Source organism: Bergeriella denitrificans NBRC 102155 (assembly GCF_001592185.1).
In the GTDB taxonomy this organism is placed as follows: domain Bacteria; phylum Pseudomonadota; class Gammaproteobacteria; order Burkholderiales; family Neisseriaceae; genus Neisseria; species Neisseria denitrificans.
The window spans coordinates 1-18,016 of sequence record NZ_BCWL01000004.1; the positions used below are offsets into that span (position 1 = coordinate 1).

Genomic DNA, 18,016 nt, shown 5'->3' on the forward strand with positions numbered 1-18,016 from the left:
GTAGGATGTGGGGTGGTGTTTATTTTTGCACAAATCAAAAGGCAATAAAAAGCGGCTGAAATCCTTTTGTATTGGGATTTTCAGCCGCTTTGGCATTTTTTTGGGCGGTAAAAACTTTTGCACAGAATTGGCGTAAAAGTGAACAGCTTTTGCACAAAAGTAGTCGGAATACGATAGATTTTAAAACGGTTTTAAAACGGTTTTAAAACAGGTTTAAACGGCATTTAAAACGGCTTTTGCTCGGCAAGGCCGTTTTTTATATTTGGCGGCCGAACCATTCGACACGGCCTATGATTTGTACATCAATGGATTCATCGGTCAGGTCGATTTCAAATGGGGTATAGGCTGGGTTGGCGGAAGTAACAAGCAGCTTTTGGTTGGGTAGGAGCTGGGTTTGTTTGACGATGAGTTCGTCGCCGATGCGGACTACATAGATGCCGCTGGCCGGGCGGTTTTGGGCGTGGTTGATAAGGATGTTGTCGCCATCGTTTAACACACCTTCCATGCTGTCGCCGCGAACGGTGATGACGGAGAGTTGGTCAAGGTCGCTGCTGATGTTGGCCTGCATCCAATCGCGGCAGAATGCAAGCGGAGGCTGCTCTATGTATGTGACATCATCATGCGCCCATTCACTCGCATCTTTATCCAAAATATGTTCTTTGTAAAATTGAATGAAAACAAAATCTTGAATTTTAAATCTATTCCCATCTCGGTCGAACGCCTCTTCAATTTGAAAACTCCCTATCCCAGTTATGAACCAATTTAAATTTAAGTTGAAATATGAGCTTAGGGCTGCCAGAAATGCTAAATCCAGCTTGCGTGCGCCGGTTAAATAGCCTTCGGCGGTTTTAACGGAAATATCCATTGCGCTTGCCAGTGTTTCTGCACTAATTCCCTTCATTTCCAGCAAGCGACGGATGCGGATTAAGGCCTCGCTCTGGATGTAGTCGGCTTGCGCGCGCAGTGATTTCATTTTTTCTCCTTTAGGTCGTGTTGGTTGGCTAACTCATGACGACTAGTCAACCAACAGGTCAACCGTTTGCGCACGGTTGACCTTAAAAATTTATCAAATAAAACAGGATATTACTTAAAAAACATCACAAAGCATGAAAAATATGCAGTCAACCAAATTTCCTCTACTCGGTTGACTAAGTTCATTAACCTACTTTACGAGTCGTAACATCTGCTTCTTTTTTCTCCGCTCCACGAGCAGCACTTAAAATAACCGCACGCCCCAGCTCACTGGATCGCCGAAATAAAGCCAGTAATTCTTGTTCAATTTCATTTAGATTTTCAGACGGCTGTTCGATACGCTCTTCGCCCATCACATAATCAACGTCAATACCTATTTTTTTAAATAGGAATAAAACTTCCGCTTTTGGCTGACTAATGCCACGTTCGTAATCGCCCCACATTCTCATGGAAACTCCGCATTTTTCAGCAGCTTGAGCTTGAGTAAGGTCTAACTTTTTTCTTTCTTCTTTCAATCTCTTAGAGAAATAGGAGGAGTTCTTCATAAAATTTCTCTTGTAAATTAGGAAGGGTTCTTCCTATAATTCAAAAACAGAACGGCACTAAGTGATTTTTAGTGCATTATTTTACCATGCTTAGAAAGGGCTATCTATGTCTATAACTGTTGAAAAATTAAAAGAAAACTTTGCCAAAGAGGGTAAAACGCTGGCTCAGTGGGCGCGTGAACACGGCTATGCGCCGCGCGATGTGTACCTGGTGGTGGGCGGTCAGCGCAAAGGCAATTATGGCAAGGGTTTTGAAATCGCGCGGAAATTGGGATTGAAATGAGGCGGATATGGAGACGATTGGGGTCAATGAGCTAATCGGTGTTTTAGGCGTATCAAAACAGGCCATTAGCAAAAGAGCATTAAAGGAATGCTGGACTTATAAAGAGGATGGCCGTCTGAAAAAATACCTGATTTCCGGCCTACCCCTTGAAATTCAGACGGCCATCAAGGAACGCCAAGCAGCGCAGATATTGGCCAATGCGTCTCCCGCTCCGCTGCCGAGTACTCAGGTGGTGCAGCGGCGGAAGATGGCGCAGCTGGGGCTGCCTGTGAACGAGCTGGCGGGGCGGCTGACCGATAAGCAGCAAGACGTGAGCCATGCGCGGGCGGTGTTTGTGTGCGAGGTGTTGAAAATGCGCGACACTGCGGGGATGAGTTTGCGGGCGGCGGCTGTGTATGTGGAGAACCAGATTAAAAGCGGCCTGCTTCCGGCTCATTTGATGCGGTTTGTGGCGGTGGCCAATGCCCGCAGTAACGGGAAGCGCGGTATCGGCTGGCGGACGTTGGTTAATTGGGTCAAGGATGCGGAGCAGGCGGAACGGGGTAATGCGCGGCTGATGGCTTTGGCGCCGAGAAAGCCGAAGGAGGCGCGCAGTTTGTTGGAGATTGCTTGGTTGGGGGATTGGCTGGCGGTATGGGCGAATCCGAACAAGCCGGGTTTCGGGGTGTGCTATCAGGATTTTGCGAGGAATTGGATTGTGCAACACGGTATTGAGACATTGCCGTCTGAAGACCAGGTACGGTATGCCCATAAGAAGCTGCCGGAGACGGTTAAGCGGCGCGGGCGGGATACGGGCGGTGCTTATAAGGCGATTTTGCCTTATGTGTCGCGGGATTGGCTGCGGTTTGCGCCGAATACGATTTGGGTGGGCGACGGCCACGGCTTTAAGGCGAAGGTGGCGCATCCGATTACGGGGCAGCCTTTTCAGCCGGAGGTCACGGCAATTATTGATGCTTCGACGCGCTATGTGGTGGGTTGGACGGTATCGCTGGCGGAATCGACGTTGGCGCATGCGGATGCGCTGCGGGTTGCGATGTCGCAGCATGAGCCGCCGCTGATGTATTACACGGATAACGGCGCGGGTCCGACGGGTAATATGCTGGATGACAAATTGACGGGGATTTTGACGCGCTTGGGCATCGAGCATCCGACGGGCTTGCCGGGTAATCCGCAAGGCCGCGGGATTATCGAGCGGCTGTGGCAGACGGTGACGATTCCTTTGGCGCGGACTTATGAGACGTTTGTGGGGGATTCGGCGGATGCGAGTACGAAAACGCTGAATCTGCGTAAGCTCAACAGCGCGATGCGGGCGGAGCGGCAAGGTAAGACGCTTTCGACCGAGCAGCGGCGCTACCGCCAAAAAATGCCGACTTTTGCACAATTTATGCTGGATTTGAAGGCGGCGTTTGAAGCCTACAATGCGGGCAACCGCCATCGGGAATTGGAAAAGGCGGCGGGTTCGGAGTATGCGACACCTGCTGCGTACCGGGCGATGCGTTTGGCTGCCGAAGCGATGGCAAACCGGCCTTTGGATGCGGTGGAATTGGAACTGATGTACCGCCCGGAGGAGGAGCGTACGGTATCGCGGGGTATGGTGAGCCTGTTTAACAATATCTATTTCAGCCGCGATTTGGCGGACTACCACGGCGAGACGGTGCGGGTGGGCTATGACCTGCACGATGCTTCGGAGGTGATTGTGAAGCGGATGGACGGCTCGTTTATTTGCAAGGCTAAGTTTGAGGGCAATAAGGTGGCGGCGATGCCGGTGGCGCGTATCGAACAGCTGAAGGAAGAGCGGGTGCGCCGTGCCGTGAAGCTGCAGGAAGAGAAAATCGCGCTGGCCAAAGCGGAGCTTCAACCTGCTATCGAGCATCAGCCGGATTTCGGCCTGCTGGTCGGCAACGGGCAGCCGGTTATCGAGGGCGAGTATGAGCTTATCAGGCCGTCTGAAAAGCGGTATGTGATGTTTGAGAGTGATTTGGAAGATTGATTTAAAGGAGCTTTAAAATGGATTTAAAAGAACGTTTGGGGCGGTTTTTGAAAGCCAACGGCTATACGCAGACTGCGGTGGGTAAGGCGGTCGGTGTGACGGTCCCGGTGATTAATGCGTATCTGCGCGGCAAATATACGGGCAACATCGCTGCGCTGGAAGAAAAAATCGAAGCGTTTTTGAACTTGGAGGAAAACCGCCGCCTGGAACAGAAGATGGAAATCAGCTATGTCCGCACCCGCAGCGGCAAGCGGGCGGCCGATATTTTCCGTTTGGCGCATATTGAGAACGAGCTGGTGGTGGTCATCGGCCAAGCGGGCTTGGGCAAGACTTCGGCCTTGCGGGATTATGCGAGCCGAAACCCGGATATGCTCCTGATTGAAGCCGATCCGACGTTTAGCGCGAAAGTGGTGTTGAAAAAGCTGTCGGAAAAGCTGGGCTGCGAGAGTAAAGGCAGCTTAAACGAGATGATGGAAGCGGTTACGGCCAAACTTGTCGGTTCGGGCCGCCTGATTGCGGTGGACGAGGCCGAGTGCCTGCCCTATCGGGCGCTGGAATGCCTGCGGCGGATTCACGATATGGCGGGTGTGGGCTTGGCTCTGGTCGGTATGCCGCGGCTGCTGCTGAATCTGCGCGGCAGGCGGGGCGAGTTTAAACAGCTTTTCAGCCGCGCGGGTTTCAAGCTGGATTTGGGCGACGAGCTGCAAGAAGACGAGTTGGTCGAAATCGCAGGCCGCAATCTGCCGGGGGCGGATGATGAAACGGTTAAGGGTTTGGTGAAAGCTGCGGCAGGTAATACGCGGCGGTTGGTCAAGATGCTGCGCGGGGTGTACCGCTTGGCGCGCATTGCAGGCGAACGGCCGAATGTGGAGATGGTCAAACAGTTTGAGGAAATGCTGATTCATTAGTCTGAACAGTATAAGCCCTTGATGCGGCTATATATTTTTTACCCTGAATATTTTGCAAGCATTTGATTTTAAAGGAAATGAAAAATGAAAGGTGCGATTCGGATGTTTGGTTTAGGTGCATTTACCGCTTTGGGTGCGGCCTTGCTTATCGCCAGCTGTGCGGGGCAGCCTGCGGAAGCGGCGGCGGCTTCGGAGTATGACGAGGCGCACGCTGCCTGGACGGAGGTGTACGGCAAGATGACGGAAGCGGAACGGCTCGGGGGCGTGGTAAATGAATAGGCGCAGGCAGAGCCATGACGGGCAACACCGCCGCCGCGCGGCAGCATGGTATGCCGAGAAAAAGTGGCAGCATCAGCAAAAAAGGAGCAAAAGAAATGACATTAGTTAAACGATTGCAGGCTGCGGGCAGCAACCCTGCTTTGGGGCAGGCGGTGCAGAGCCTGCTGGGCGAAGCGGCGCAGGCGTTAAGCCATCCGGTGGACGATACCCAGCCCGATACGCTGCGGCTGGATGCGTTGGAGGATTTGGGGCAGTTCCTGCTCGGTAAGCCCGACGGCTGCGGCTACCTTCTGACGGTCACGCGCGGTAAAGAGAAACAAGTGTTGCGTGCCGAGACGCTGCGGGCGTTGTTGGATGAATTGGCAGTTATTGAACAGGAGCAGGAAAAATGAAAATCAGCAAACCCAATGAAAAAGATTTGGCAGCGGCATGGGCATTCATCAGAAATTTGAATTTGGTGTCGTATGGCATGAATCCGCTCAAGCCGATAGGTGACGACGGCGATTACGAGACGCTGGAAGATGAAGACCGGGGCGAAGTATTAGATGCGCTTATCGAAGCATACGACAACTGCGATATCCAATGGCTGATGACGGTATTGGAGACGCTCTTATCGCCGGAAAACAAAATCATCGACCAAGAAGCCGACACTTTGGAATTGTCGCCGGAGTTGAAAGCGGCTTTGGCAAGTCACTCGGAGGACGAGACATGATAACCCGTTGCCCCAACTGCGGAGCCGGCCACAGCTTGGAAGTCTTGGTCGCTCATGAAGAAGCACGGGAGGCTTTGGCGGCGGTATCGGGGATTTCAGACGGCCTGACCCGCGCGGCCATACGTTATTTGGGCTTATTCAGGCCGTCTGAAAATGCTTTGAGTTTTAAACGGGTAGCCAAGCTCTTAAACGAATTGCAGCCGCTGATTGCGGCGGGCGAAATCGAGCGCAACCGCAAGACCTACCCCGCGCCCCGAGACGCTTGGATTTGGGCATTTGAGAAAACAGTCGAAGCGGCGCGCAGCGGGAGTATCAAAGAATTGCCGTTGAAATCGCACGGTTGGTTATTACAGACGCTGACGTATTGGCAGCCGCCCTGCACCACTGTACAGGCGGAGCGGCCGCCCCGGGCAAAAGAGGCGGAGCAAAGCAAACTGCGCGACGGCGTGGGCGGGTTGATGGCTTGGGCAAACGGAGGGATAGATGACGGATGACTGGTTGAAACAGGAAATCGCGCGGGGTTTTACGCTTTTGGCCGCTTTGAATCTGAAAGGCCGCCCCGCTGCCAAAGATTTGACCGCCGTGGCCCAAGTGTGGCACGGGCTGCTGATGAAGCAGGAATGGCAGCCTAAACGGGATATACCGCGTATCAGGGCGGCATTTGAGGCCATTGCAGCCACTTCGGTCGAATGGCCGAACCCCGCGGACTTGGGCAAACACCTGCCGCCGATAGCGGTGAGGATGGTTCCTAGGCTGGAAAAGAAACACGTTCAAACCCCTTATGCCGCCGAGATGGTGGCGAAAATCAAAAGCCGTCTGAAAAACGCGCCTGCGCTTAACCGAGATTGGATGCACGCGCCCAAAAGCCGGACGGTGGACGAGTGCAAAAGAATTTACGCCGAAAGGCAGAAAGAGAAAGGAAAATCATGAACAGCATGGATATGAACCAATACAAACAAGACGCCAAGGGCAATTTAATCCCGTTGGCCAACATCAAAGAAACCGACCTGTTGCGCGATGAGCTGGTAATGGAAATCGTCGGCAAGGCGCAGGCGGTACAGGCAAATATCGCTGATTTCAAACAGCAGGCAATGGACGACATCGCTGCCTTCGCCCAGCTTTCCGCCGACCGCTACGACGTGAAGCTCGGCGGTAAGAAAGGCAATATCACGCTGCACAGTTTTGACGGCCAATACCGCGTCAATCTGGCGATTCAGGACACGCTGGTCTTTGATGAAGGCTTGCTGGCCGCCAAAGCCCTGATTGACGAGTGTATCAATGAGTGGACGGAAGGCAGTCGCAGCGAATTGAAAACCCTTATTAACGCCGCCTTCCAAGTGGATAAAGAGGGCAACCTTTCTACTGCCCGCGTACTCGGCTTGCGCCGTTTGGACATCAAAGATGAGAAATGGCAAAAGGCGATGGAAGCTCTTTCAGACAGCCTTCAGGTGCATACCAGCAAGCCGTTTGTGCGCGTTTACAGCCGTGATGAGACGGGGGCTTATCAGTTGATGAATTTGGATATTGCGAAGGTGTAGTAATGGAGAAAATCGCGATTATTGTGGAAGACACCGAGACCGGCGTGAAAATATCGGCTTTCGGAGCTGCATTTGATGAAAACGCCCCTGACCTGACAGATGCCCAGCGGATGGTTGTCATGATTAAAAGGGCAATAGAAATGGCTTTAACCGGCAATGTCTGCACTAAGAATGAAGCCAAACACTAAAACCGCGCGGCACGGTTTGCCGCATTAACCGAAAGGCGGGCAATGCCCGCTTTTTTTGAAAGGAAAAATCATGTGGTTTAAACAATTAACGCCGTTTCGCCTGCTTGAAATGCCCGAAGAGCGCCAACTGGATGAAGCACTCGGCAGCTGCCGGTTTACGCCGCCGCCCGGCTTGTCTTGGTTTTCAGAGGGCTTCGATACTCCCGTACCGTTTGACTATGACCGTGCTGTATTTGAAGCCGACGGCAGCCTGCTGGTTTCGCTCAAGCGCGAAGAGAAAATTCTGCCGGGCGCGGCCATCAATCAGATTTTGGCGGAAAAAACGGCCAAAATCCAAGCAGAGGAAGGCCGAAATATCGGCCGCCGTGAAAAACAGGAGTTGCGCGAAGCCATTATCGACGACCTGCTGCCCAAAGCCCTGACTCAGAGCAGCCGCACCTACGGCCTGTTGGCACAAGGCTGGCTGTGGGTCGATACCGCCAGCCCGCACAAAGCCGAAAACCTGCTGAGCCATCTGCGCTTGGCTCTCGGCGGCATGAATGCCCTCTACCCGCGCACCGTGCAAGCGCCAGGCAACCTGATGACCGAGTGGCTGCTGCGCGGCGAATGCGGCGGCGGCTTTGAGCTGGACTGCGATTGCACGCTGATTGGTGTCGGCGATGTCGCGCCTAAAGTCAAAATCAGCCGCAAAGACCTGACCGACGATGATGTGGTGCGGCATGTCAAAAACGGCATGCTCGTAGCAGAGCTGGGTTTGGTATGGCAGGAACGCATCGCCTTTATATTGACCGGTGAATTGACATTAAAGCGCATCCGCTGGCTGGATGTCTTGCAGGAGCAGGCCGCAGACGGCGCAGACGATATACCCACCCGCACCTACGCCGAGCAGGTCATCATGACCGCTGCTCTGTCGGAAATGCTGGGCGAACTGGTCGGGCTACTGGGCGGTTGGCAGGATTAGAGCATTAGTAATTGGCGTAAAAGGCCGTCTGAAATATTTTCAGACGGCCTTTGATTTTTAGCCATCTAATCTTTACACTATCCAATATCCGATATAAACAAAGAAAACATCATGAATGATACTTTTCTTATTCTTAGTCTTATCTTTTTGCCCATCTTGATTGGATGGATGATCTGGCATGAGAGAAAACTCAAGAAACAGCAAGAAGCGGCCAAGCAAAAAGAAATTGAGCGGCAGCAATGGCAGCAGGAGCTTGCAGCCAAGGCCGAGGCCATACGGGAGAAGAAACGGCAGGAGATGGCTCAGCGGATTGCGAGATGTTCGACCTTACAGGGCTATTATCAGGAAAATGAAGCATGCCGCCAACTTATAGCCGCCCACACCAATCATTACACCCGGCAGGCCGCACGGCAAAGACTGAGCCAAGATGACAGGCTGTCTCAAATTATTTGGGAATCGGCCGAAATCATGTATGAGAGTAAAAATATTAAAACCGTTCATTCCCGGATGGCGCTTATACGGACGAAAAGCGTTGCGCTGGGCTATTGCCCGATTGAAGAACATGATATGCGCGTGCTGATAACGCACGCTTACATCAAGCAAATGAATATACTGTTTGAAAAAGCCGCTACCTATAAAACCCAATCAGCCCGGCAAAAGGCATGGGGGAAAATGGCGGATTTGGCTCAAAGCGCCATGAATGATAAGGGTGTGTACCGGGAAGCCTTTCAAGAGTTTATCGAATACATGGAAAAAATCGCGCCTCATAACAGAACAGCCCGAAAAGCTGATGGAAGCACGACTGTATAATCGATTGACCAATTAAGTTTGAAAGGAGTGCAAAATGGTTGAAAAATACTCAGACGGTTGGGACGGAAATGACTGAAACCCGATACTGCCTGATGATGCAGGGCAAACGATAAGCCCGTAAAAAAGCCGTCTGAAAACCGCATCCAAGCCGTTTTCAGACGGCTTTTTTTATGCTTCTTAAAATAAAAAATACAATATATTGTATTGATTTGGTTATTTTGATTATATAAAATACTATATATTGATTTTTTGGATATATACCGTGCCCTATACTCATGCAAGCCGCCGTGCGCTGGTTGCGAAAGTGAAAATCGCGCAGAAAGAGCTGGCGATGGATGATGACGTGTACCGTGCGGTATTGCGCCGGGTAACGGGCAAGGATTCGTGCGCGAAGATGGATGTGGCCGAGCTGGAAAAGGTGTGTGCGGAAATGGCGCACCTGGGCTTTGCAGCCAAATCCAAACCGGACATCGGCAGGCGGCCGCAGCGGCGCTCTGCCGCTGACCCGATGATGCGGAAAATCGAGGCTTTGATTTTGGATAACGGCTGGAGCTGGAATTATGCCCACGGTACGGCCAAGCGGATGTTTGGCGTTGACCGTGTGGAATGGCTCTGCGGCGCGCACATGCACAAGTTGGTGGCAGCCTTGCAGATTGCGGCCAACCGTAAAAAGGGAAAGGAGGCATGATATGAGACAGATGCATACGGATATGGCGCGGGTCGAGCATCTGCTGCCTGAAACTGTGCTGGATATTGTGGCCGTCATCGGCATTCAGGCGACGATGGATTTGGTACGCGCCATCGGCGGTGCACGCTTTAAATTCGGCAAGGGCCGCCGCGATACGCCGCGCCTGAATATTCTGTTTTCGGCCATAGGCGAAGCGAAAACTTACGAGCTTTTAAAAATATACGGCGGCGAAGAGCTTTATGTGCCGCGTTGCGAAGAGGCTTTGCGCGCTTTGCGTAATGAAAAGTTTATGCAGGATTTTTTGGATTTGACCGAGCGTCAGGGGGTCAGCAAGCTGCTGGCAATGAGTACGCTCTGCCCGCGCTATCAGATTTCCGACCGCACCGGATATACGATTATCCGCTCGAAATGCGAGCCGGTATCGCATCAAATCGCTTTGTTTTAATGATACGGCGTTGGCTGCCCCGCTTTTTGCGGGGCTTTTTTTATGGGCGCGGCAGGGGTTGAAAGGCGTGCCGTGCCTGCGCTTGATGCCGAAAAATACAATAAAAGCCTGATAAACCGATTTTAAAACCGTTTTAAGGAGATTTTAAATGGGCTTGATTGTGATTACCGCAGGCCACAGCAATACCGATCCGGGCGCGGTCAACGGCAGCCATCGTGAGGCAGAGATTGCCTGCGAAATGCGTAACATCATCGCACACATTTTGCGTAGCGATTACGGGCTGACGGTAAAAACCGACGGCACCGGCAATCAAAACCTGCCGCTGCGCGACGCGGTGAAGTTGGTGCGCGGCTCGGCGTTGGCGGTGGAAATCCACTGTAATGCGGCCGCCAATAAAAGGGCAACGGGCATTGAGGCTTTGGCCTTGTCGAGACATAAGGCGGTGTGCCAGGCCATTTGTACCGCCGCTGCCGAAGCGAGCGGCTGGAAGCTGCGCGGCGACAAAGGCTACAAGCCCGACAATGCCGGCCAGCACCGCCGCTTGGCCTACGCGCAGGCGGGCGGGATTGTGTTTGAGCCGTTTTTTATCTCAAACGATAAAGATTTGGCTTGGTACAAGGAAAATACTTGGAAGCTCTGCCGCGCGGTGGCGGGTGCGATTGCGAAGGCGGCGGCGTGATGAAAAAGACTTTGATTGCGCTGACTCTGGCGGCTTTAGGTACAGCGCTGCCGTCTGAAATCAAAATCACACCCGCGCCGGTTTGCCGAATACGCCAACACCCGAGCCTGAGGCACGGCAAATCGGGGGTGGCAGCGGCGAAGCGTGCGGCAAAAAAACGGAAAGGGAAAAAATAGATGGCTGTCAGCGATATTGTGAAAAACCCGGCCACGGGCAAGGTGTCGCATTCCAAATTATGGGCGAATGTGGCCTGCGCGGCGGCCACTTATAAATTTTTGGCTGCGCCGGAGATGCCGTCTGAAATCTGGGCGATTTATTTGGGCGTGGTCGGCGGCTATGCGGTGGCCCGCTCATGGGTCAGCGTGAAGCGGCAGGAAAGCGAGGCGGAGCGTGAATTATAGCGAGATGGTGCAACGGGTGTTGGCGGCCAAGCAGGCGGACATCGAGCTGGGCTTGGCGCGGGCGCGGGAGCAAAAGGCGTTTGTAGAAAAGATTTCGCGCGTATTGGACAAAGCGGTTATGCAGTATTCGGTGCGTATGGACGGCCGCTTCGGCGTCTGCTTCTGCGTGGATGCGGAAGCGGTGGAAATCAGGCTGCGCCGAAACAGTGTGGCCGAAACGCTGCGCCGCTATGCCGATGTGCAGTATGAAGCGGGCGACAAGCTGTATGTCTCCTGCACGGCGGAAGACGGCATCGGCTGCGGCATTGTATTCGGAGATTTGCCGCAATGACTGCTTTAAGTATCGAACATGTTTTCGGGGCGGCGGTCAGCCTGATGATTTCGGTGCTCTGGTATTGGGTGCGCGGCATTGACGGCCGTCTGCATCAGGCGGAGGCCGAGCGTAACGAGCTGCAGAAGTCGCTTTATGCCGTCAAGCTGGACTATGCCACCAAAGCCGAGGCGCGTGCCGACCAAAAAACGATTATGGACGGCCTGGCGCGTTTGGAAAATAAGATGGACAAGATGGCCGACAAGCTCGACCGGAAGGCGGACAAATCATGAAACCGATGGATAAAGACCCCATCCTCGCCGCGCTGGCGCGGATTGAAGCAAAGCTGGAGCTACAAATCGCCAAAACCGAAGAAGTGGAAAACGAATTGAAAGAAATCCGCAAAGAATGCAAGCGCAGCGCGGCAGTGTATGGCGGCTTGGGCGGCGTGATTGTATCGACCGGCTGGGAGCTGATTCGCGCCAAGCTGGGAGGTTGACGATGGCACACCCGAAAGAAACCCGCGAGAAACTGCGCGGGCTGTATGTGAGCGGCAAGCAGACGCTGGAAACGGCGGCGATGATATGCCAAATCCCGTTTGCCACGGCGCGCAACTGGAAACGCGCGGCATTGGAAAAAGGTGACGACTGGGACAAGCTGCGCGCTGCCTATACGCTGGCCGGCGGCGGCATCGAAGATTTGAGCAGGGCGATGCTGGCGGGCTTTTTAGTGCAATACAACAGCACCATGACCATGCTGCAGGACGCCACAACGGAAGATTTGCGGCCCTCAGAGCGTGCCAAGCTGCTGTCTGCCCTAGCGGACGCGTTTACCAAAACGGTTGCGGCCAATGCGCGGGTCATGCCTGAAACTTCCAAGCTGGCGACGGCTTTGGAGGTCTTGGAGATGCTGGCGGTATTCGTACAGGAAAAACATCCTGCCCATTTGGGCGCGTTTGTCGAAGTATTGGAGCCGTTTGGCGCACAAGTAGAGCAAAAATTCGGATAAGGCCGTCTGAAAAATGAAGAAAAAAGACTTTTTAGCAACCTTGTCTGCCATCGCCGCCAATCTGCGCCGCGTGATTGAAACGGAAGTGGAAGGCTTCGACAGCAGCCCCGCCTCTATTGCTACGCGGCGGGCAAAGGTGTTTGACCCTGTGGGCGGCTACGAATATTTCGTCAATACCTACTTCCCGCATTACGTACGCAGCCCGCACAAGTCGCAACTGCATGAGTTTTTATTCAAACGCCTGCCGGAAATCCTGCAGGAAAAAGACGGTGCAACCGAAGCGACGGCCGCGCCGCGCGGTGAAGCGAAATCGACGCTGGTAACGCAGCTCTTTACGCTGTACTGCATTGTGACGGGGCAGAAGCATTACTGCGTGATTGTGATGGACAGTCTCGACCAGTCTTACCCGATGCTGGAAGCAATTAAAGCCGAACTGGAATTTAACCCGCGCTTGAGAACCGACTTTCCCGAAGCCTGCGGCCAGGGGCGTGTGTGGCAGGCGGGCACGGCGGTGACGGCCAACGACATCAAAATCCAAGTGGCAGGCAGCGGCAAGAAATTGCGCGGTATGCGCCACGGCCCTTTCCGCCCCGACCTGTGTGTGTTGGACGATATTGAAAATGATGAAAACGTGCGTAGCGCCGAGCAGCGTGACAAGTTGGACGCCTGGCTGAAAAAAACCATTATGCCACTAGGCGCGGTGGGGCAGAAATTCGACATCGTCTATATCGGCACTATTTTACATTATGACAGCGTATTGAGCCGCACGCTGAATAACCCGTTTTGGCGCGGCACACGCTTTCAGGCGGTGTTGCAGTGGCCGGACCGCATGGACTTGTGGGACGAGTGGGAAAGTATTTTCCGCAACCACGGCGATGCGGGCAAGGCGATGGCCGAAGCGTTTTATCAGGCCAATAGGGATGAGATGGTCAAAGGCGCGGTCACTTCGTGGGCGGCGCGGGATATTTTGGCATTGATGACCATACGCGCCCGCGACGGCCATGCGGCTTTTGACAGCGAATATCAAAACGACCCGGTCAGCGGCGAAGACGCGGTATTTGCCAATGCGCTGCACTACTGGACGGAGCTGCCGCGCGATTTAGTGTATTTCGGCGCGCTCGATCCGAGCTTGGGTAAGGCGGGTGCGAGCCGCGACCCGTCGGCCATCATTATCGGCGGGTATCAAAGAAGCAGCGGCAAACTCTATATCGTGGAAGCGCAGATTAAGAAACGTCTGCCCGATTTGATTATCGAAGACGTTATCCGCCTGCACAAGCAATACAAATGCAAGTTGTGGTTTATCGAAACGGTGCAGTTTCAAGAGTTTTTGAAAGACGAGCTGGTCAAGCGCAGCGCGGCACGGGGTTATCCCGTACCGGCACGGGCGGTGAAGCCGGTATCGGACAAGCTCTTGCGGATTGAGAGCCTGCAACCGCATATGGCCAATGGCCTGATTCTGCTGCATAGCGCGCAATCGACATTGGTGGCCCAGTTCCGCCACTTCCCGAAAGCCGACCATGATGACGGCCCCGATGCGGTGCAGATGGTGTGGGCGGGGGCGATAGCCAATTGCGCGCCGCTGGAATGGCGGAGTACGGCAGACAAAGATTTCGACGATACGGAATTCCGCAGCAAATGGCGGCGTTAAAGCCGCTTTAAAACGGCTTTAAAAAGGTTTGAAAATGGCAAAAAACAAAGCAAAGAACACAGTCAAAAACCCGCAGCCGGAGCAGTCGCTGCAAACCGAAGCGGCGCAGATTACCGCCACCGGCCGGGTCATTGCCGAACACCCTTCCGCCTTTATCACGCCCCAGAAAATGCGGGCGCTGTTTGAAGATGCGGAAAGCGGCGACATCACGGCGCAGCATGAGCTGTTTGCCGACATCGAAGAGCGCGACAGCGACATCGGCGCGAATATCGGCACGCGCAAGCGCGCGCTGCTGACGCTGGACTGGCGCATCGTGCCGCCGCGCCATGCTACGCCCGCAGAAGAAAAACTGACGGAAACGGTGACGGAGCTGGTTGAAAACTTGCCGAATCTTGACGATTTGGTAATGGATTTGATGGATGCGGTCGGCCACGGGTTTGCCGCTTTGGAAATCGGCTGGGCTTTTTCAGACGGCCGGTATTATCCGCAAGCCTTTACCCACCGTCCGCAATCGTGGTTTCGCTGGGATAAAAACGATACCCTGCTGCTGAAAACGCCCGAGCATGTGATGGGCGAAGCCTTGTGGCCGCTGGGCTGGGTGGTGCACGTGCATAAGTCGCGCAGCGTTCAGGCCGCCCGCAACGGCTTATTCCGCACGCTGGCATGGCTCTATATGTTTAAACATTATGCAGTACATGATTTCGCCGAATTTTTAGAGCTGTACGGCATGCCGATACGCATCGGCAAATACGGCGCAGGCGCGACCAAAGAGGAAAAGGCCGCACTGCTGCGGGCGGTTGCGGAAATCGGCCATAACGCGGCAGGCATCATGCCCGAAGGCATGGCCGTCGAGCTGCACAATGCGGCTTCCGGCATCAATGCCGGCGCCAACCCGTTTTTACAGATGGCCGACTGGTGTGAAAAAGCTGCCGCCCGCCTGATTTTGGGGCAAACGCTCACCAGCGGCGCAGACGGCAAATCCAGTACCAACGCTCTAGGCAAAATCCACAACGAAGTGCGCCGCGATTTGCTGGTATCGGATGCGAAGCAAATTGCACAAAGCATCAGCAACGGCATCATCCGCCCCTTTGTCGAAGTCAATTTCGGCGGTCATCTGCGCGCGCCTAAATTTGAATTTGATACGCGCGAAGCCGAAGACATCGCGATTTTCGCCGAAGCGCTGCCGAAGCTGGTGGATGTCGGTGTGCAGATTCCCGAGGGCTGGGTGCGCGACAAGCTCGTGATTCCCGAAGCGGCCGAGGGCGAAGCGGTGTTGCGGCGCAGTCGGGCGGATAATCCGGTCACGCAGGCGGCTATGGCGGCTTTGTCGGCGCAAAGGCCGTCTGAAAAAACCGTTGCCAAGGAGCAGGCGCTGCTGGACAGCATCTTGGATGACGCGCTGGCCGTGCCCGATTTCAACGCCCAGCTGCATCCTATGGTCAAGCAGGCGGTGGCGGTATTGGCGGCCTGCGACAGCTACGAAGAAGCGGATGCGGCTCTGACGGCGCTTTATCCGCAGATGAATAATCGGGATTTGCAGCGCCACCTTGAAAACGCGCTGTTTATCAGCGACCTGCTGGGGCAGCATCATGGCCGCGCCTAAGTCCGCTTTCGCGCTGGGGCTGGCGCCGGCCAAAGCCGTCGAATGGTTGAAAGCGAAGCAGGTTACCACCGAAAACTACCGCAATCTGACCGCTTCGGAAACTGCCAAGGTGTACACCATCGCCCGTATGACCGATTTGGATATGCTCAACGACATCAAGCAGAGCATGGTTCGTGCAGCCGAAACGGGGCAGTCGTTTCACGATTGGCGCAAAGACATTTTGCAGCATCTGCAAAACAAAGGCTGGCTGCACCCCAACGGCCATAACGGCCACGACATCATCGACCCGGGCACGGGCGAAGTGTTCGGCGCACCGCGCCGTCTGGAGACTATTTTCCGTACCAATATGCAGGCGGCCTACAGCGCGGGGCAGTATCAGAGCTATATGGCCAATCTCGACAACCGCCCGTATTGGATGTACGACGCGGTAGGCGATGCGCGCACCCGCCCCGCCCATGCGGCGATGGACGGATTGGTGTACCGCTACAGCGATCCCTTTTGGACTACTTTTTACCCGCCCAACGGCTACAACTGCCGCTGCTCGGTCATCGCGCTTTCCGAACAGGATATGGCGCGGGAAGGCTTGGCTTTGAGCGTATCGGGTCCGCACAATCTGGTGGAAACCAATAAGGTTTACAACAAAAAGGGCGACAGCTATCCGACCATAGCCTATAAAGCCCCCGACGGCAGCCTGTACACCACCGACAGGGGTTTTGCCTACAACGCCGGGCGCATGAACTACCGCCCCGACCTAGACAAATACGACCGCGCCCTGGCGCATGAATTTGCCAAGGCGGAAATGGGCGGTGCGGAGTTTCAGGCGGTATTTAAACAACTCGAAGAAGAGTTTTACCAAGTGAAAGGCCGCCTGAAAATTGAAGGTAAACCGGATAGCAGTAAAAAAATCCAAATCCGCAATACACTGCAAAGGCAGTTGAAGTTTGCAGCAGGTGTATTATCTTTGGAGACGCAAAACCTAACTGGAATAAAACGTGCAACGGTCTGGCTTTCAGACGACACGCTGGTTAAGCAGGTTGATAGTCGCGAGGGGCAGAATTTCGGAGTGGTTCAGTATGCGCTGCTGCCTGAAATCATCAACACTCCCGATTATGTTTTTACCGACGGCAAACACGGCAAAAACAGTTTTTTACTGGTTAGTCGGCAAAATGGAGATGACTATTTGGCAGTGCTGAAATATTTAGAAAGCCAAGATGAGATTTTTTTAGACTCGTTCCGGCGGACGGAAGAAAAGGAAATTGAACGTTGGCTGAAAAAGCAGCCGGTATTGAAAAGAAAATAGCCGTTAGGTCAGGCTCCCCGCACTGACACACACTCAATCCTGTAACGACAATGTAATGCCCAATCTATACAGATTGCAAGACGGCCGCGATAGGGAGATTATCATCGCTTTTCTAACGGCTTGATGGAATTTTATCATGATTGAAGTCAAAATAGACAATATTTTCGTCGTACAAAACCAAATCGAACGTCTGCAGCAGGGTGTGGAAAACCGCTATATCCTGATGCGCCGCCTGGCCGAAACCATGCACATGGAGGTCAGAAAGAATTTCCGCTACGGCGGCCGTCCGAAATGGTTGGGGCTGAAATACCGCAACGGCAAGCCGCTCACCGATACGGGCGCGCTGCGTAACAGCTTGTCCACGATGTACGACAACGATACGGCATTGGTCGGCACCAATATCGTCTATGCCGCCATCCACAACTTCGGCGGCATGGCCGGACGCGGCCGCAAGGTGCATATTCCGCAGCGCAAATTTCTCGTACTCGACAACAGCGGCAAGCAGAAGCTGGCCGATGAGGTACAGGACTATTTCCGCTCTTTAATCAGGTAAACAGACAACCGCCCCAAAACGCGCTTTTTAGCGCGTTTTTTTATTGACCCCTGCCTTACCCCTGCCTGAGCGGATAAACGCCGCCATTTTGCGGCTTTAAAGGGTCTTTAAACAGGTCTTGCCGTGTCGTTCGGCGGCGGTTTGCAGTAAAGCGGCATCGGGTTGAAAGGCGTCCGCTCTCCCGCCGCCGCTCAG

General features: G+C 53.9%; 26 protein-coding genes. 24 read left to right on the top strand and 2 right to left on the bottom strand.

The genetic code is table 11. The features are described 5' to 3' along the window. Positions 1–256 precede the first annotated feature (256 nt). Together BDE01S_RS00995 and BDE01S_RS01000 are read right to left on the bottom strand one after the other, a co-directional pair. Positions 257–973, bottom strand: a complete 717-nt coding sequence (locus tag BDE01S_RS00995) for an XRE family transcriptional regulator (protein ID WP_066076052.1) — start codon at positions 971–973, stop codon at positions 257–259. 184 nt (positions 974–1,157) lie between these two features. After that, positions 1,158–1,517 (bottom strand): helix-turn-helix domain-containing protein, encoded by a 360-nt coding sequence (locus BDE01S_RS01000; protein WP_066076055.1) that lies wholly within the window; start codon positions 1,515–1,517, stop codon positions 1,158–1,160. A 106-nt stretch (positions 1,518–1,623) separates the two neighbouring features. Here BDE01S_RS01000 and BDE01S_RS11015 point away from each other — a divergent pair, with 106 nt between their 5' ends. From BDE01S_RS11015 to BDE01S_RS01115, 24 genes are all read left to right on the top strand, one after another. Then, positions 1,624–1,800 (top strand): DNA-binding protein, encoded by a 177-nt coding sequence (locus BDE01S_RS11015; RefSeq protein WP_082790382.1) that lies wholly within the window; start codon positions 1,624–1,626, stop codon positions 1,798–1,800. A gap of 7 nt (positions 1,801–1,807) precedes the next feature. Then, positions 1,808–3,790, top strand: a complete 1,983-nt coding sequence (locus tag BDE01S_RS01005; protein ID WP_066076058.1) for a Mu transposase C-terminal domain-containing protein — start codon at positions 1,808–1,810, stop codon at positions 3,788–3,790. Between the two features lie 17 nt (positions 3,791–3,807). Then, positions 3,808–4,698, top strand: coding sequence for an AAA family ATPase (locus tag BDE01S_RS01010; RefSeq protein WP_066076061.1), 891 nt, complete (start codon positions 3,808–3,810; stop codon positions 4,696–4,698). An 84-nt stretch (positions 4,699–4,782) separates the two neighbouring features. Beyond that, positions 4,783–4,977 (top strand): hypothetical protein, encoded by a 195-nt coding sequence (locus BDE01S_RS01015; protein ID WP_066076064.1) that lies wholly within the window; start codon positions 4,783–4,785, stop codon positions 4,975–4,977. 95 nt (positions 4,978–5,072) lie between these two features. Further along, positions 5,073–5,369: a hypothetical protein gene (locus tag BDE01S_RS01020; protein ID WP_147283884.1), complete on the top strand. Its 297-nt coding sequence runs from the start codon at positions 5,073–5,075 to the stop codon at positions 5,367–5,369. Next, a complete protein-coding gene (locus BDE01S_RS01025; protein WP_066076069.1) occupies positions 5,366–5,689 on the top strand; it encodes a hypothetical protein in 324 nt (107 codons plus the stop codon). Before BDE01S_RS01020 ends, BDE01S_RS01025 begins: the two co-directional genes overlap by 4 nt. Next, the gene (locus BDE01S_RS01030) at positions 5,686–6,183 is read left to right on the top strand and encodes an HI_1489 N-terminal domain-containing protein (protein ID WP_066076072.1); all 498 of its coding nucleotides are present in this window, start codon (positions 5,686–5,688) and stop codon (positions 6,181–6,183) included. Before BDE01S_RS01025 ends, BDE01S_RS01030 begins: the two co-directional genes overlap by 4 nt. Further along, positions 6,173–6,619, top strand: a complete 447-nt coding sequence (locus tag BDE01S_RS01035; RefSeq protein ID WP_066076075.1) for a hypothetical protein — start codon at positions 6,173–6,175, stop codon at positions 6,617–6,619. Before BDE01S_RS01030 ends, BDE01S_RS01035 begins: the two co-directional genes overlap by 11 nt. Next, a complete protein-coding gene (locus tag BDE01S_RS01040) occupies positions 6,616–7,227 on the top strand; it encodes a DUF3164 family protein (protein ID WP_066076078.1) in 612 nt (203 codons plus the stop codon). Before BDE01S_RS01035 ends, BDE01S_RS01040 begins: the two co-directional genes overlap by 4 nt. Positions 7,228–7,229: 2 nt before the next feature. Further along, positions 7,230–7,415, top strand: a complete 186-nt coding sequence (locus BDE01S_RS01045) for a hypothetical protein (RefSeq protein ID WP_066076081.1) — start codon at positions 7,230–7,232, stop codon at positions 7,413–7,415. A 70-nt stretch (positions 7,416–7,485) separates the two neighbouring features. Further along, positions 7,486–8,376 (top strand): recombination-associated protein RdgC, encoded by an 891-nt coding sequence (locus BDE01S_RS01050; protein WP_066076084.1) that lies wholly within the window; start codon positions 7,486–7,488, stop codon positions 8,374–8,376. 111 nt (positions 8,377–8,487) lie between these two features. Continuing rightward, positions 8,488–9,186: a selenoprotein S family protein gene (locus tag BDE01S_RS01055; RefSeq protein ID WP_066076087.1), complete on the top strand. Its 699-nt coding sequence runs from the start codon at positions 8,488–8,490 to the stop codon at positions 9,184–9,186. Positions 9,187–9,517: 331 nt separating this feature from the next. Beyond that, on the top strand, positions 9,518–9,874 hold the full coding sequence (locus BDE01S_RS01060) for a gp16 family protein (RefSeq protein WP_066076196.1): 357 nt from the start codon (positions 9,518–9,520) through the stop codon (positions 9,872–9,874). 1 nt (position 9,875) lies between these two features. After that, positions 9,876–10,319, top strand: a complete 444-nt coding sequence (locus BDE01S_RS01065; RefSeq protein ID WP_066076090.1) for a Mor transcription activator family protein — start codon at positions 9,876–9,878, stop codon at positions 10,317–10,319. A gap of 148 nt (positions 10,320–10,467) precedes the next feature. After that, positions 10,468–10,998 carry an N-acetylmuramoyl-L-alanine amidase gene (locus BDE01S_RS01070; RefSeq protein ID WP_066076093.1) on the top strand — a complete coding sequence of 177 codons (531 nt, stop codon included), beginning with the start codon at positions 10,468–10,470 and terminating at the stop codon, positions 10,996–10,998. Between the two features lie 176 nt (positions 10,999–11,174). Then, positions 11,175–11,399 carry a hypothetical protein gene (locus BDE01S_RS01075; protein ID WP_066076094.1) on the top strand — a complete coding sequence of 75 codons (225 nt, stop codon included), beginning with the start codon at positions 11,175–11,177 and terminating at the stop codon, positions 11,397–11,399. After that, the gene (locus BDE01S_RS01080; protein WP_147283885.1) at positions 11,389–11,730 is read left to right on the top strand and encodes a hypothetical protein; all 342 of its coding nucleotides are present in this window, start codon (positions 11,389–11,391) and stop codon (positions 11,728–11,730) included. The genes BDE01S_RS01075 and BDE01S_RS01080 overlap by 11 nt, the downstream gene beginning before the upstream one ends. Next, complete coding sequence (locus tag BDE01S_RS01085) at positions 11,727–12,002, top strand: hypothetical protein (protein ID WP_245934298.1); 276 nt, start codon at positions 11,727–11,729, stop codon at positions 12,000–12,002. Before BDE01S_RS01080 ends, BDE01S_RS01085 begins: the two co-directional genes overlap by 4 nt. 5 nt (positions 12,003–12,007) lie before the next feature. Next, positions 12,008–12,208 carry a hypothetical protein gene (locus BDE01S_RS01090; RefSeq protein WP_066076202.1) on the top strand — a complete coding sequence of 67 codons (201 nt, stop codon included), beginning with the start codon at positions 12,008–12,010 and terminating at the stop codon, positions 12,206–12,208. 2 nt (positions 12,209–12,210) lie between these two features. Further along, positions 12,211–12,717 carry a DUF1804 family protein gene (locus BDE01S_RS01095; protein WP_066076100.1) on the top strand — a complete coding sequence of 169 codons (507 nt, stop codon included), beginning with the start codon at positions 12,211–12,213 and terminating at the stop codon, positions 12,715–12,717. Positions 12,718–12,730: 13 nt separating this feature from the next. After that, complete coding sequence (gene terL / locus BDE01S_RS01100) at positions 12,731–14,365, top strand: phage terminase large subunit (protein WP_066076103.1); 1,635 nt, start codon at positions 12,731–12,733, stop codon at positions 14,363–14,365. A 34-nt stretch (positions 14,366–14,399) separates the two neighbouring features. Further along, complete coding sequence (locus tag BDE01S_RS01105; RefSeq protein ID WP_066076106.1) at positions 14,400–15,968, top strand: DUF935 domain-containing protein; 1,569 nt, start codon at positions 14,400–14,402, stop codon at positions 15,966–15,968. Then, on the top strand, positions 15,955–17,268 hold the full coding sequence (locus tag BDE01S_RS01110; RefSeq protein ID WP_066076109.1) for a phage minor head protein: 1,314 nt from the start codon (positions 15,955–15,957) through the stop codon (positions 17,266–17,268). The genes BDE01S_RS01105 and BDE01S_RS01110 overlap by 14 nt, the downstream gene beginning before the upstream one ends. A 136-nt stretch (positions 17,269–17,404) precedes the next feature. Beyond that, positions 17,405–17,821: a phage virion morphogenesis protein gene (locus BDE01S_RS01115; protein WP_066076112.1), complete on the top strand. Its 417-nt coding sequence runs from the start codon at positions 17,405–17,407 to the stop codon at positions 17,819–17,821. Positions 17,822–18,016: the final 195 nt, after the last annotated feature.